Source organism: Leeuwenhoekiella obamensis, from assembly GCF_055391795.1.
This window is the reverse complement of sequence record NZ_AP029251.1, coordinates 3,279,526-3,292,053: the sequence shown is the minus strand read 5'-3', so window position 1 is coordinate 3,292,053 and position 12,528 is coordinate 3,279,526. Positions and strand designations below refer to the sequence as shown.

The window sequence follows — 12,528 nt, the reverse complement described above, 5'->3', positions numbered from 1 at the left end:
ACTTGGTGATTTTGTATGCAAAGATAGGCACGACACATCACAGTAAAGAACGATAGAAGATAGAAATCTGCCTGAGTTTATTTTCTCTTAAACAGCGGCACAGAAGAACATGCCTCACCATACATCAAGTTTTTCACGATGGGCTGAAGTTTTTGAATCAGCAGTAAATATGCATTTTCTGGCACGGGTTTATTGCTACACCCTTTTACGATCACATATTCATCCTTATATTTTGAGAAATCTATCTCATGGATCTGATCTGTAAAAAGAATAGTTTCAAGATCTTCAAGAGAACCTTTCACAACTTTTTTGGCTGCAGCCAAATATGTCGTCACCAGCATATACGCCCAGCCTGGTACGATCGCATCTGTACTGCAATGCAAGGCTACAAAGGCATTATCATATTGCGACCAGTCGTGTGTTTTTAAGCTTTCGCGAAAATCCTTCTCACGCAATAAAAAACCCTCCAAAAGCCATTGCGAAATATCAAGTTGCATGCGCTGACCTGCAGGATAATATTGCTCTAGATCAAAAGTGATCAATTTACTATTTGCTACTCTGTTTACGATCTCGTCCATTATTCTTTAACCTTATGATAAATGTAATCTGACGTTATGGGTGCAATGTCATTTTGCCTTGCAAGTAATGAGATCTGCGCGCGGTGATGTGTGGCGTGATTTGCAAGATGCAATAGAATATCACCAATTTTTGCGCTATACGCATCGCCTGACGAACTGTGATAATTTAGAATTTCTTCTAGGTCACTTTGTGCAATGATCTGCAGGCTTAACTCATGATTAAGTTGCTCTATCTCTTCCCAAAGATCTATATTGTTCTCTTGCCAGACACCCACAGTCATATCATCTTTAAGGATCCTATGATTCCAAATATGATGTGCATTAAGAGTATGATCAAAAAGCTGAATTACCTTAAGCGGAAGTTCACTTCTATTTTCTTTGATGAATCTTATAAACTGCAGGTTCGTCTTATGAGAGTATTCAAAAAGCCTTAAAAGGTATTCTTGAGAAGTCGCCATTTACAGCAGTCCAAGCTCAAGTTTTGCTTCCTCGCTCATAAGATCCTGGCTCCATGGCGGATCAAATGTGATCTCTACTTCACAATCTTTTACTGCATCGATGCTTTTTACCTTTTCTTCTACTTCTACGGGTAGCGTTTCGGCAACTGGGCAGTTAGGCGTTGTAAGTGTCATAAGGATCTTTGTATCATAATCCTCGTTTACAAAAACATCATAGATCAAGCCTAGCTCGTAGATATCTACTGGGATTTCTGGATCGTATATTGTTTTAAGAACGCGTACGATCTTCTCGCCTAGTTCTGCTGTATCTATTGTTGTTTCTTCACTCATGATTTGCCAAATTTTTCTCTCAGTGCTTTTTCAGTCGTATAAAATAGGTAAACACAACACAAAATTAGAATTAAAACTCCAAGTATGCTTTGTGATCCTGCACTGAGAAATTGAATGTCAAAAATAAGAAATAAACCTGCCAGAATAAGCATTACAAATCCGCAGGTTTTCATTTTTATGCTTGAGAAGCGTTGTGCAAAATCCCATCTTTCTTGGGTTTGCATAGATCGCTTTGTTCGGTAGCCGTAAAAGTGGTTGATCTCTTTTGGCGGAAGCCATAACATTACATAACCCACAATGACGAAGATCGCCCCGCTAAGTCCCAATATTAAACTGAGACTGTTTGTCATTTTATTGTTGTTTTGCTTGGTAAGCCACGGCGTAAAGTTTGATCTGTTTGATCATGCTTACAAGACCGTTTGCTCTGGTGGGTGATAAATGCTCTTTAAGGCCTATCTCGTCAATAAAAGCTGTATCTGCCTCAATGATCGCCTCTGGTGGCTGCCCTGAGAATGCGCGTATCAAAATAGCAATGATCCCTTTTGTAATGATCGCGTCGCTATCTGCAGTAAAAAGCACATCGCCTTCTTTCATATCTGCGTGCACCCAAACTTTACTCTGGCAACCTTTAATGATATAATCGTCTGTCTTGTATTTATCATCAATAAGAGGAAGCGATTTGCCCAACTCGATCATGTATTCATAACGCTGCATCCAGTCGTCAAACATTGAGAATTCGTCTACGATCTCTTCCTGTATTTCTTTTATGGTTTTACTCATTATCTATTTTTCTGCGACAAGAAGAAGCATTTCATCTTTATATAATTTTAATCTTCCTCTTTTAAGTTGATATGTTGTTGCGTTGCGCAAAGCTTCTAAGAATCTGTATTCTTGCGTTGATCCTTCTGGACACAACATCTTAGTAGACTTTGCTGGTGTAAATTTAATACCCCCATTTGCAAGTGTGTAATCTGCGCTGTATTTATTGCAAATTGCTGTACCGCTAACTTTGTCATTAACCTCATCAAAGATCATCTCCATAGGGCCATCCCAGATAGAATCTTTATCTACGAGTTTAACTTCAAATTTTCCTGATGGTTCTGGCTGAATGCCGTTTTTGCTCTTACAACTTCCTAAAATCGCACATGCGATAATCACAAAACATAAACTTCTCATAACTTGCTTTTTAGGAGTGAATTTAGCTATAAATGAACAATCTAAAGCCTAGCACTTTCACAAATTTCGCAAATGTGAATGGTAGTAAGAAAAGAATTACGACAACATTTGTACAGCCTTCTTCAAAGCTTCAATAAAAACGTCTATTTCCTCTTTTGTGTTGTAGAATGCAAATGATGCTCGCACCGTGCCGGGAATATTATAAAAACTCATGATAGGTTGCGCACAATGATGCCCAGTTCTTACCGCAATACCCAGTTTATCAAGAATTGTCCCGATGTCATAAGGATGAATTTCTCCCACATTAAAAGAGATCACAGCTGTTTTCTCTTTAGATTCACCGTAGATCTTTAAACCTTCTATCGCTAGTAATTTCTCGGTAGCATAGGTTAGCAGTTCGTGCTCATAAGCTGCGATCGTTTCAAAACCTATGGCGTTCATGTAGTTTAACGCTTCCGCGAAAGCGATACCTCCACAAATATTAGGCGTTCCAGCCTCAAACTTATGCGGAAGGCCAGCGTATGTGGTTTTCTCAAAAGTAACTTGATCTATCATCTCACCACCACCTTGATATGGCGGCAGTTTTTGCAACCACTCTTCTTTACCATAAAGCATCCCTACACCAGTAGGTCCGCACATTTTATGACCAGAAACCACATAAAAATCTACATCTAACGCCTGCACATCTGCCTTAATATGTGGAGCAGCTTGCGCACCATCTATAAGCACCGCACCACCTGCAGCATGCGTTTTCTGGATGATTTCTTCAATGGGATTTACTGTACCCAGCGCATTACTCACGTGGTTTACAAAAACAAGTTTTGTTTTACTAGACAATAGGCTATCAAAAGCATTCATGTCTAGTTCGCCGCTCTGTGTCATTGGGATGACTTTAAGAACAGCACCTGTTTTTTCACAAAGCATTTGCCAAGGCACAATATTAGAATGGTGCTCTAATGCCGAAACAATGACCTCATCGCCTTCTTCAAGAATAGATGCAAATCCCGAAGCGATCATATTAATACCGTGCGTCGTCCCAGAAGTAAAGATCACCTCATAAGGATTTGCGATATTAAAATGCTTCTGGATCACGCCTCTGGCTTGCTCATAAGCATCTGTAGCTTCTTGCGACAGCGCATGAACTCCACGATGGATATTTGCATTATAACGCGAATAATAATTTACAATAACATCTATTACCTGCTTAGGCGTTTGTGACGTTGCTGCATTATCAAAATAGACTAATGGCTTCCCGTTTACTTCTCTTTCAAGAATGGGAAAATCTTTTCTTATCGCCTCAACATTAAAATCAGATCGTGCTGCCATTGTCTTGCGGAATCGTTTTTGAGAAATTTTCGCTACAGCGAAATATTAAATATCAAAACCTATGTTAACCCCTATCTTATTTGCGATAAGCTTATTAACTCTAGTTTTAAGCTGTGGTATCTTCACACTCTCTAGCACTGTATTTGCAAATGCATACATAAGCAATGCGCGCGCTTCTTTAACACCTATACCACGAGAACGCAAGTAAAATAAAGCGTCTTCATCTAGCTGACCTATGGTACAACCGTGAGAACAACGCACATCATCTGCAAAGATCTCTAACTGTGGTTTTGAGTTAATAGTCGCTTTATCGCTTACAAGAATATTGTTGTTACTCTGGTATGCATTAAGCTTTTGTGCTACTTTGTCTACAAGCACTTTACCGTTAAAAACTCCGGTAGAATTATCATCATAAACACCTTTGTAGTCCTGATGACTTTCGCAATCTGGTTGGGTATGATGCACTAAAGTGTTGTGATCTACGTGCTGCTTATCTTCAATTATGGTAACTCCTTTTAAGATTGAGTTACTGTGAGAACCTCTTTGATAATAGTTAAGGTTATTTCTTGTTAGCTTACCGCCAAAAGAAAAAGTATGTAGCGCAACTTCGTTATTCGCATGCTGCTCAATGTGAGTATTATCAATTAAAGAAGCGGTCTCTTTATCATTCTGTATCTTGTAATAATCTACAAGGGCACGGTCTCCAGCAAAAATTTCTGTAACACTATTAGTGAAAACAGGATTTTCTGAAAGACTCTGGTGACGCTCAATGATCTGCACTTCTGCACCTTCTTCTACAACGATAAGGTTGCGCGGCTGAAGCATTAAGTTTGCCTCGTTACCTGTTGAGAAATGCACTATTTGTATAGGCATATCTACTGCTTTACCCTTAGGCACGTAGATGTACACACCTTCTTTGGCGAAAGCCGTATTTAAAGAAACAAGACTATCTGTCTTTGCGATCTTATTAAAATACTTATCAATTACCGGCTTATACTTAGGCTTAGTCATCGCTGCGCTAAGCAAGCAAATATCTGCGCCTTCATGTGTGGTTTGTGATAAGTGACTGCTGTAAACACCATCAATAAAGACAATTTTGTAACTGTCTATATCATGAATGAAGTATTGTTTAACCTGACTATATTCTAAAGTTGTATCTACCTTAGGAAAAAGGCTATAATCTACTTTAGTAAGTGCATTAAGCGAGGTATACTTCCAGGCTTCGTCTTTTTTAGTTGGGAAGCCTTTTTCTTCAAATTCTTTGATAGCCTCATCTTTAATATCAAGGATATCGTTATCCACTCCCAAGTTCTCTTGGAAAGTTACGTATGAAGAAAGAAGTTTATCTTTTAGACTCATTGAATCTTTTTAAAAAGTTAGCGATTAAGATGCCTTAGGCTAGTTCTGCTTTTACCCAGTCGTATCCTTTTTCTTCTAGCTCGTAAGCAAGCTCTTTAGTTCCTGATTTTACGATCTTACCGTTTACAAGAACGTGTACAAAATCTGGCACGATGTGATCTAGCAAACGCTGGTAGTGTGTGATCACAACAACAGCATTGTCTTTAGAACGTAGCTTGTTTACACCATTTGCAACGATTCTTAATGCATCGATATCAAGACCAGAATCTGTTTCATCAAGAATTGCAAGCTTAGGCTCTAGCATCGCCATCTGGAAGATCTCGTTACGCTTTTTCTCGCCACCAGAAAATCCTTCATTAAGAGAACGGCTTAAGAATTTGCGATCTATCTCAAGAAGCTCTGCCTTATCACGAATCATTTTAAGCATGTCGCTTGCTGGCATCTCTTCAAGACCTTTAGCTTTTCTGGTCTCGTTGATAGCTGTTTTGATAAAGTTTGTTACAGAAACACCAGGGATCTCAACAGGATATTGAAAGCTTAAGAAAATACCTTCGTGTGCACGCTCTTCTGCATCCATCTCAAGGATAGATTCACCATTGTAAAGAATGTCTCCAGACTCTACTTCATACTCTTCTTTACCTGCAATTACTGAAGAAAGTGTACTTTTTCCTGAACCGTTAGGTCCCATTATCGCATGAACTTCACCAGGATTAACTTCAAGGTTGATACCTTTTAAAATATCCTTACCTTCTATCCCTGCAACAAGATTTTCAATTTTCAGCATAATCTATTTATTTGAGACGTTGTTCTTGTTTCTGTCTCTTGATTTATCGTTAGTTTATCTTATTTGTATTTTTCCATTTTGCTCATCATACCCTTCTGGATGCATGACAGCTATAATGTCTGTAACCTTAATGATCGTATCCCAAGTTTCTGCATCTATCTCTCTAGGTGCTTTTTTTGCCTTGATGTAAACCGGCACCCAGTCTGAAGATTTCTTCTGATAGCCTTTTACTTGCTGCACAAGTTTTTCAGACATCTCATCGCCTACTACCATCAAGAAATTGCCTTCTTCTGTTTCCAGAACTTTAATGCTATCTCCTTGATACATGAACGCACCACGCACTTCAACTGGCTCTCCTGTAAAAGAGATCTTTTGGCGACAGCCAGACAATGCTACAAGCAAAAATGCTACTGCTAGAAACCTTTTTACAATCATCTTATCCTACTGATCCTTCTAATGAAATCTCTAGAAGTTTTTGAGCTTCTACAGCAAATTCCATAGGAAGTTTGTTAAGTACTTCTTTACTAAAACCGTTTACGATCAAAGCAATTGCCTTCTCAGTATCGATACCGCGCTGGTTACAGTAGAAAATTTGATCCTCACCTATCTTACTGGTGGTTGCCTCATGTTCTACTTGCGCTGTTTTATTTTTTGCCTCAATGTATGGGAAGGTGTGTGCACCGCACTCATTACCCATTAGCAAACTATCACATTGAGAGAAGTTTCTCGCGTTGTCTGCTCTACCGTTGATCTGTACTAGACCGCGGTAGCTGTTTTGAGATTTACCTGCAGAGATACCTTTAGAAATGATCGTACTCTTAGTATTCTTACCTAGGTGAATCATTTTTGTACCTGTATCTGCCTGCTGAAAGTTATTAGTAACTGCAATTGAGTAAAATTCTCCTATTGAGTTATCTCCTTTAAGCACACAGCTAGGATATTTCCAGGTTACTGCACTACCGGTCTCAACTTGCGTCCAAGATATCTTTGCATTTTTCTCGCAAAGGCCACGCTTTGTTACAAAGTTGAAAACTCCACCTTTACCTTCATCATTACCTGGATACCAGTTTTGAACGGTGCTATACTTTATCTCTGCATCGTCTAAAGCGATAAGCTCTACAACCGCCGCGTGCAACTGATTCTCGTCACGCATTGGTGCTGTACAACCTTCTAGATAACTTACATAACTACCTTCATCAGCTACTACAAGCGTTCTCTCAAACTGACCTGTACCTGCCTGATTGATCCTGAAGTATGTCGACAATTCCATTGGGCAACGCACGCCTTTAGGGATGTAGCAAAATGATCCATCACTAAAAACAGCAGAGTTTAATGCCGCATAAAAGTTGTCGCGCTTAGGAACTACGCTACCTATATATTTTTTTACAAGTTCTGGGTGATTTTTGATCGCCTCAGAAATTGAACAGAAAATAATTCCTTTTTCTGCAAGTGTCTTTTTAAAGGTTGTTGCTACAGAAACTGAGTCCATCACAACATCTACTGCAACGCCTGCAAGTTTCTTTTGCTCGTCAAGCGAAATACCAAGCTTCTTAAAAGTGTCAAGTAGCTCAGGATCTACTTCATCAAGGCTCTCGTATTTTGGCTTTTTAGATGGCGCTGAATAGTAAGAAATGCCTTGAAAGTCTGGTTTTGCATAATTTACATTAGCCCAGTCTGGCTCTTCCATTTGCTCCCAAAGTCTAAAGGCCTCTACTCGCCACTCTGTCATCCACTCTGGCTCTTCTTTTTTATGAGATATTGCGCGTACGACATCTTCATTAAGACCCACCGGAAAAGTGTCAGATTCTATGTCTGTATAAAATCCGTACTTATATTCTTTGGTCTCGAGTTCCTTCTGTAAATCGTCCTCTGTATATGCCATATAGCTTTTATGGTATTGTTATTTCCGGCTTGACCGGTATAATTCTTATAATTTTATAGTGAAAAACTCTCACCACACCCGCAGGTGCGTTGTGCGTTAGGGTTATTAAAAACAAACCCCTTGCCGTTAAGGCCACCGCTATATTCTAACGTGGTTCCTATGAGATAGAGAAAGCTGCGTTTATCAACGATTAATCGTATATCATTATCCTCAAATATCTTATCTTCTTCTGAGGCAGATTTATCAAACTTTAATTCATACGATAAACCAGAACATCCACCGCTCTTCACCCCTACGCGCACATAATCTTGTACCGCATCAAAACCCTCATCCTCCATAAGGACAACGATCTTTTTTCTAGCCTGTTCGCTTACTTTTATCATACCTTTTAATAATTGTTGCAAATATATCATATATGTAGGGTTTAGCCATACTACCTTACATTAATCTATCCTATGCTGTTATAAAGTTTAAGAATCGTGCCACAGATTTTAAATAAATCAAACTTATACGTGATTTAAATATCGCTTGTTTGTAAAGCGGTGACTACCTTTGCAGGCAAAATTCTATTTATGTTTCAGGACAAAGATCAAAGCCGCACACCATTATCACAATTAGGAGAATTTGGTCTCATAGATCATTTAACGCAGCATTTTACATTGTCTCAAAAGAGCACTGTGAAAGGCATAGGCGATGATGCCGCTGTACTAGATCATAGCAAAAAGCAAATCGTAGTTACAACAGATCTTCTTGTTGAGGGTGTACATTTTGATCTTAGCTACATGCCGCTTAAACACCTGGGATATAAATCTATCATCGTTAATCTTAGCGACGTTTATGCAATGAACGCCATAGCAACACAGGTTACCGTGAGCATCGCAGTTTCAAACCGTTTCCCGCTAGAGGCGCTAGAAGAACTATATGCCGGTATTGGCCTTGCGGCGAAAACGTATAACGTAGACGTCATAGGTGGCGACACAACCTCTAGCACTACAGGTGTAATGATATCTGTTACCGCAATAGGTGAAGTTGAAAAAGAAAAGGTAGTTTATAGAAATGGTGCAAAACCTAATGATCTTATCGTTACTTCTGGCGATCTAGGATCTGCATACATGGGATTACAAGTTCTTGAAAGAGAAAAAGAAGTCTTTAAGGTTAACCCAAATTCTCAACCAGATCTTGAACCTTATACGTATTTAGTAGAACGCCAACTGAAACCGGAAGCGCGTAAGGATGTTGTAGAACTTCTTGAAAAACTTGAAGTACAACCTACATCAATGATAGACATAAGCGACGGACTCTCTTCTGAGATCATCCATATTTGCAAAAATAGTAAAATGGGATGTAGAATTTATGAAGATAAAATTCCGTTAGACCCGCAGCTTATAAGTACTTGCGAAGAGTTTAAACTAGATAGTACTACGATCGCGTTAAGTGGCGGCGAGGATTATGAGTTACTTTTTACAGTAGATCAAGGTGATTATGATAAGATCAAAGCTAATCCTAACCTTACTGTAATAGGCCACATCACCGAAGAAAACGCAGGACTCCACCTGGTAACAAGAGCAGAAACGCTTGTTCCTATAATTGCTCGTGGATGGAATGCTTTACAAGAAGAAGATTAAGAACCTGTGCGAGCAGGTCTGCGCATTTGTAAAACCTCCATGGCTTCATGAAGATGGCGCAACCTTGGTGTTAACGGAGTAAGTTCTCCAGATTCATCATACGTAAATTGTTTTTTGCAGCATTTGCATTCATACTCCAGATCATCTGTGTGATACTTGCGAAGCAATTGATACGAATGCCCCAAAATTTTGCACTGCAATTTCTGCAGCAGCGAAGAACGCTTTTTAAGGGTTTTTACTTCTGTCATTTTGTTTGAACTTGGGATTGATGAATTTAAAAAAATCCATGAAAGAATCAAAAAAACGCCAAAAAACACTTTGCTGAAAAAATTATGATAAAATTATCATTATAACACCACAAACATTATCAAATCAGGAATTTCTTTAGGCTTTTATTAACAGTTTCTAAATTTTCTATATAGCTCATGTGGCCGCCATCGGTGATCGTAACGTCCACATTTTCACCTAAAAACTCATTTTTAAGCGCAAAAGCGTCAATTAAAGTGTCTTTTTCTCCTAAAAGCATCGCTTTTTCGAAAGTTGCTTTTTTCCAGAAACTTACAAGATCTTCACGCTGCATCATCCCTTTTTGACTCGCAACGTATCCTTCTTCTGGTGTTTTTAAAGCTTCTTGTTTTGCTTGCTCTATTTCATCAGGAAATTGCGCTCTACTTTCATTTGAAAACAGATTTGCGACAGACATACTTACTAACGGTCTGTAATTTTTCAGCGCTACTTTCACACCGTGCATTCTTAATTTTTTGCGCTCTTCTGTGTCTGGATATGGTGTAGAATTCATCAAAAAGACACCGGTAGTTTGAGTGGTAAACTTTTTGGCGAAAGCCAAAGCTACATAACCGCCCATAGAATGCCCCACGAGATAGGCCGAGTTCTCACCAGCAGCCTGCAAAATTTTATGAACGATAGTTGCCATTTCGTCCATGGTGTTATCGCCTGGCAAAGCGGGAGTTTTGCCATGCCCCGGGAGATCAACTTTAATCGCCTTAACGCCATCTAGATCTGGCGCTATGTTATTGAAGATCGTATGATTTTCTAAGAATCCATGCAGAAAAACAACGGGCTTTCCTTCTCCTTCTACTGTATAAAATACTTCTGTGTCTTTGTAAGTTATCGTCATTTTTACTCTTATCTTTCGGGGCAGCAATTTACCGCCACACATGAGATTACACAAGGAAACGATCATCACCGCTTTTGCTATTTTTTCGCTATTCTTCGGCGCTGGGAATTTGATCTTTCCGCCATTTTTAGGCCATGAAGCTGGCGCTGAGTGGAGTTTAGCGACCATTGGTTTTGCGGTTTCTGCGGTAATAATTCCTATTCTGGGGATTGCTGCGCACTCAAAATTACAAGGCACTTTAATGGACTTTGGCAAAAAAGTCCACCCGGTTTTCAGTTTGATATTTGGGATTCTGGTTTATTCTATTTCTATAAGTATTCCTGCGCCGCGCACGGCTTCTGTGAGTTATGAGATGGCGTTTGAGCCGTATCTAGATTGGGGAAGTTTACTTTTTAGCTCCATCTATTTTTCTATCGTGATGTTCTTTGCTTTAAATCGTTCGCGATTGCTTGATATTTTAGGAAGATATATTACTCCGGCGCTTTTGCTCATGCTTGTAGCGATCATTGGTGTTGCGAGTTTTGGTGATGAGATTCCTACTGCAGACTCGGTTTACGATAATACTTTTGGCGAAGGTCTGTTGCAAGGTTATCAAACTTTTGACGCTATTGCGGCGATTGTAGTGGGCGCTGTGATCATCATTTCGCTAAACTTAAAACATCCCAAAAATTATGAGCGCAAGCAAAAGCTTATTTTGTTTGGTGGCATTCTTGCCGGCTTAGGTCTATTAGCCGTTTATGCCGGACTCATTTTTATAGGGCATTTATATGAGGGAGATTTTAATTCGCATACAGATCTTTTGTCTTTTATAAGTTATGACACGCTAGGTCGCGGCGGGAGATTAATGCTGTCGTTCTTAATGACACTTGCTTGTTTAACTACCGCAACAGGAATTGTAACAGGAACATCAGATTTTGTCAAAGAATTATGCAAAGGATCACAAAACGCTTACGTGATCACGGTAATTCTAGGTTGTTTGTTAGGAGTCCTTATTGGACAATTTGAAGTTAGTTTTATCATTGACGTAGCCGTGCCAGTGCTCTACTTCATATATCCTATAACGATCGCTTTAATACTGCTTAATCTGCTGCCAAAATCACTAAACACACCATTAGTTTTTAGAACGGTGATCGTTACTGTTTTTATTTTTAGCATTCCAGATTTTATGGCCGGCTTCAACATAGCACAAGACATTCGTGATAGGTTGCCGCTGGGCGGTCTTGGCCTAGGATGGTTACTCCCGGCCATCATCGCATTTATCATCGCTGCGATCATTCAATCTAGTAAGAACAAAAAAACACAGGCCTCATGAGATTGATCAGTACGCTTATCGTTTGTTTGAGTTTTCATTTTTTGGCTTTAAGCCAAAACAAAACCAACCCAATTCTTATCGAGTGGAACGATGAACAACAACTGAAATGGAATGATTTTATGGGTGAAAAACCTGAAGAAACCATTCTAGGTGACGCCGAAACGATCTACAGCATAGAGATCCTGCCAGCAAGTATTATGGTTGATGAAAACAACAATATCGTGAACTATAAAGACCTGGATGTCGCGACGTATTTTCATGCGGATAAATCGTGGGTTTCTGATGAAAAAGATGCGCTGTTGCGTAACCAGCAATTAAAATTTGACATTGCAGAATTGCACGCAAGGATGATGCGTAAGGAGTTTGAAAAACTCAAAGCTTACAAAACGCAAGACTTTGATTCTTATCAAAAAGTGTATTCGGTTTTCTGGGCAAAATGCCGCGAAATGCAGAAGCAAAGCAACAATGCAACTAACCGCGGTGTCAACTTAAACGCAACGATAGATTGGGAAGACAAAGTCTATAAAGAGCTCAAAGCGCTTGAAGAATTTGCGCGCTAA

At 39.4% G+C, this 12,528-nt stretch carries 17 protein-coding genes; 3 read left to right on the top strand and 14 right to left on the bottom strand.

Going from position 1 to position 12,528, the window contains the following annotated elements:
* Positions 1 to 77: 77 nt before the first annotated feature.
* The 12 genes from ACZ5L8_RS14590 to ACZ5L8_RS14535 all read right to left on the bottom strand — a co-directional run bounded on the left by ACZ5L8_RS14590 (position 78) and on the right by ACZ5L8_RS14535 (position 8,276).
* A complete protein-coding gene (locus ACZ5L8_RS14590) occupies positions 78 to 578 on the bottom strand; it encodes a DUF2480 family protein (protein ID WP_464438396.1) in 501 nt (166 codons plus the stop codon).
* Positions 578 to 1,036: a DinB family protein gene (locus tag ACZ5L8_RS14585; RefSeq protein WP_464438395.1), complete on the bottom strand. Its 459-nt coding sequence runs from the start codon at positions 1,034 to 1,036 to the stop codon at positions 578 to 580. Before ACZ5L8_RS14585 ends, ACZ5L8_RS14590 begins: the two co-directional genes overlap by 1 nt.
* Positions 1,037 to 1,366 (bottom strand): DUF59 domain-containing protein, encoded by a 330-nt coding sequence (locus ACZ5L8_RS14580; RefSeq protein ID WP_462599912.1) that lies wholly within the window; start codon positions 1,364 to 1,366, stop codon positions 1,037 to 1,039.
* Positions 1,363 to 1,716, bottom strand: coding sequence for an SdpI family protein (locus ACZ5L8_RS14575; RefSeq protein WP_464438394.1), 354 nt, complete (start codon positions 1,714 to 1,716; stop codon positions 1,363 to 1,365). Before ACZ5L8_RS14575 ends, ACZ5L8_RS14580 begins: the two co-directional genes overlap by 4 nt.
* 1 nt (position 1,717) lies before the next feature.
* Positions 1,718 to 2,146 (bottom strand): SufE family protein, encoded by a 429-nt coding sequence (locus tag ACZ5L8_RS14570; RefSeq protein ID WP_462599914.1) that lies wholly within the window; start codon positions 2,144 to 2,146, stop codon positions 1,718 to 1,720.
* Between the two features lie 3 nt (positions 2,147 to 2,149).
* On the bottom strand, positions 2,150 to 2,542 hold the full coding sequence (locus tag ACZ5L8_RS14565) for an META domain-containing protein (protein ID WP_464438393.1): 393 nt from the start codon (positions 2,540 to 2,542) through the stop codon (positions 2,150 to 2,152).
* 96 nt (positions 2,543 to 2,638) lie between these two features.
* Entirely contained in the window at positions 2,639 to 3,868 is a 1,230-nt protein-coding gene (locus ACZ5L8_RS14560; protein ID WP_464438392.1) for an aminotransferase class V-fold PLP-dependent enzyme, read from the bottom strand.
* Between the two features lie 45 nt (positions 3,869 to 3,913).
* Positions 3,914 to 5,227, bottom strand: a complete 1,314-nt coding sequence (gene sufD, locus ACZ5L8_RS14555; RefSeq protein ID WP_464438391.1) for a Fe-S cluster assembly protein SufD — start codon at positions 5,225 to 5,227, stop codon at positions 3,914 to 3,916.
* 34 nt (positions 5,228 to 5,261) lie between these two features.
* Complete coding sequence (sufC, locus tag ACZ5L8_RS14550) at positions 5,262 to 6,011, bottom strand: Fe-S cluster assembly ATPase SufC (RefSeq protein ID WP_464438390.1); 750 nt, start codon at positions 6,009 to 6,011, stop codon at positions 5,262 to 5,264.
* A gap of 54 nt (positions 6,012 to 6,065) precedes the next feature.
* Complete coding sequence (locus ACZ5L8_RS14545; RefSeq protein WP_464438389.1) at positions 6,066 to 6,446, bottom strand: hypothetical protein; 381 nt, start codon at positions 6,444 to 6,446, stop codon at positions 6,066 to 6,068.
* A gap of 1 nt (position 6,447) precedes the next feature.
* Complete coding sequence (gene sufB / locus ACZ5L8_RS14540; protein ID WP_464438388.1) at positions 6,448 to 7,893, bottom strand: Fe-S cluster assembly protein SufB; 1,446 nt, start codon at positions 7,891 to 7,893, stop codon at positions 6,448 to 6,450.
* 53 nt (positions 7,894 to 7,946) lie between these two features.
* Positions 7,947 to 8,276: a HesB/IscA family protein gene (locus ACZ5L8_RS14535; protein ID WP_464440969.1), complete on the bottom strand. Its 330-nt coding sequence runs from the start codon at positions 8,274 to 8,276 to the stop codon at positions 7,947 to 7,949.
* Positions 8,277 to 8,465: 189 nt separating this feature from the next.
* On the opposite strand from ACZ5L8_RS14535, the gene thiL reads away from it, so the two are divergent.
* Positions 8,466 to 9,518 (top strand): thiamine-phosphate kinase, encoded by a 1,053-nt coding sequence (thiL, locus tag ACZ5L8_RS14530; RefSeq protein WP_464438387.1) that lies wholly within the window; start codon positions 8,466 to 8,468, stop codon positions 9,516 to 9,518.
* Here thiL and ACZ5L8_RS14525 read toward each other — a convergent pair.
* Both ACZ5L8_RS14525 and ACZ5L8_RS14520 read right to left on the bottom strand, forming a co-directional pair.
* Positions 9,515 to 9,766, bottom strand: coding sequence for a hypothetical protein (locus tag ACZ5L8_RS14525; RefSeq protein WP_464438386.1), 252 nt, complete (start codon positions 9,764 to 9,766; stop codon positions 9,515 to 9,517). The two genes, thiL and ACZ5L8_RS14525, sit on opposite strands and share 4 nt — an antisense overlap.
* Positions 9,767 to 9,885: 119 nt before the next feature.
* The gene (locus tag ACZ5L8_RS14520) at positions 9,886 to 10,656 is read right to left on the bottom strand and encodes an alpha/beta fold hydrolase (RefSeq protein WP_464438385.1); all 771 of its coding nucleotides are present in this window, start codon (positions 10,654 to 10,656) and stop codon (positions 9,886 to 9,888) included.
* Between the two features lie 40 nt (positions 10,657 to 10,696).
* On the opposite strand from ACZ5L8_RS14520, the gene brnQ reads away from it, so the two are divergent.
* Both brnQ and ACZ5L8_RS14510 read left to right on the top strand, forming a co-directional pair.
* Positions 10,697 to 11,968: a branched-chain amino acid transport system II carrier protein gene (gene brnQ / locus ACZ5L8_RS14515; protein ID WP_464438384.1), complete on the top strand. Its 1,272-nt coding sequence runs from the start codon at positions 10,697 to 10,699 to the stop codon at positions 11,966 to 11,968.
* Entirely contained in the window at positions 11,965 to 12,528 is a 564-nt protein-coding gene (locus ACZ5L8_RS14510; RefSeq protein ID WP_464438383.1) for a hypothetical protein, read from the top strand. Before brnQ ends, ACZ5L8_RS14510 begins: the two co-directional genes overlap by 4 nt.

Bases quoted from the DNA above. Each gene is read 5' to 3' on its own strand.
- ACZ5L8_RS14590 (WP_464438396.1), bottom strand. From the start codon at position 578: ATGGACGAGATCGTAAACAGAGTAGCAAATAGTAAATTGATCACTTTT.
- ACZ5L8_RS14585 (WP_464438395.1), bottom strand. From the start codon at position 1,036: ATGGCGACTTCTCAAGAATACCTTTTAAGGCTTTTTGAATACTCTCAT.
- ACZ5L8_RS14580 (WP_462599912.1), bottom strand. From the start codon at position 1,366: ATGAGTGAAGAAACAACAATAGATACAGCAGAACTAGGCGAGAAGATC.
- ACZ5L8_RS14575 (WP_464438394.1), bottom strand. From the start codon at position 1,716: ATGACAAACAGTCTCAGTTTAATATTGGGACTTAGCGGGGCGATCTTC.
- ACZ5L8_RS14570 (WP_462599914.1), bottom strand. From the start codon at position 2,146: ATGAGTAAAACCATAAAAGAAATACAGGAAGAGATCGTAGACGAATTC.
- ACZ5L8_RS14565 (WP_464438393.1), bottom strand. From the start codon at position 2,542: ATGAGAAGTTTATGTTTTGTGATTATCGCATGTGCGATTTTAGGAAGT.
- ACZ5L8_RS14560 (WP_464438392.1), bottom strand. From the start codon at position 3,868: ATGGCAGCACGATCTGATTTTAATGTTGAGGCGATAAGAAAAGATTTT.
- sufD (WP_464438391.1), bottom strand. From the start codon at position 5,227: ATGAGTCTAAAAGATAAACTTCTTTCTTCATACGTAACTTTCCAAGAG.
- sufC (WP_464438390.1), bottom strand. From the start codon at position 6,011: ATGCTGAAAATTGAAAATCTTGTTGCAGGGATAGAAGGTAAGGATATT.
- ACZ5L8_RS14545 (WP_464438389.1), bottom strand. From the start codon at position 6,446: ATGATTGTAAAAAGGTTTCTAGCAGTAGCATTTTTGCTTGTAGCATTG.
- sufB (WP_464438388.1), bottom strand. From the start codon at position 7,893: ATGGCATATACAGAGGACGATTTACAGAAGGAACTCGAGACCAAAGAA.
- ACZ5L8_RS14535 (WP_464440969.1), bottom strand. From the start codon at position 8,276: ATGATAAAAGTAAGCGAACAGGCTAGAAAAAAGATCGTTGTCCTTATG.
- thiL (WP_464438387.1), top strand. From the start codon at position 8,466: ATGTTTCAGGACAAAGATCAAAGCCGCACACCATTATCACAATTAGGA.
- ACZ5L8_RS14525 (WP_464438386.1), bottom strand. From the start codon at position 9,766: ATGACAGAAGTAAAAACCCTTAAAAAGCGTTCTTCGCTGCTGCAGAAA.
- ACZ5L8_RS14520 (WP_464438385.1), bottom strand. From the start codon at position 10,656: ATGACGATAACTTACAAAGACACAGAAGTATTTTATACAGTAGAAGGA.
- brnQ (WP_464438384.1), top strand. From the start codon at position 10,697: ATGAGATTACACAAGGAAACGATCATCACCGCTTTTGCTATTTTTTCG.
- ACZ5L8_RS14510 (WP_464438383.1), top strand. From the start codon at position 11,965: ATGAGATTGATCAGTACGCTTATCGTTTGTTTGAGTTTTCATTTTTTG.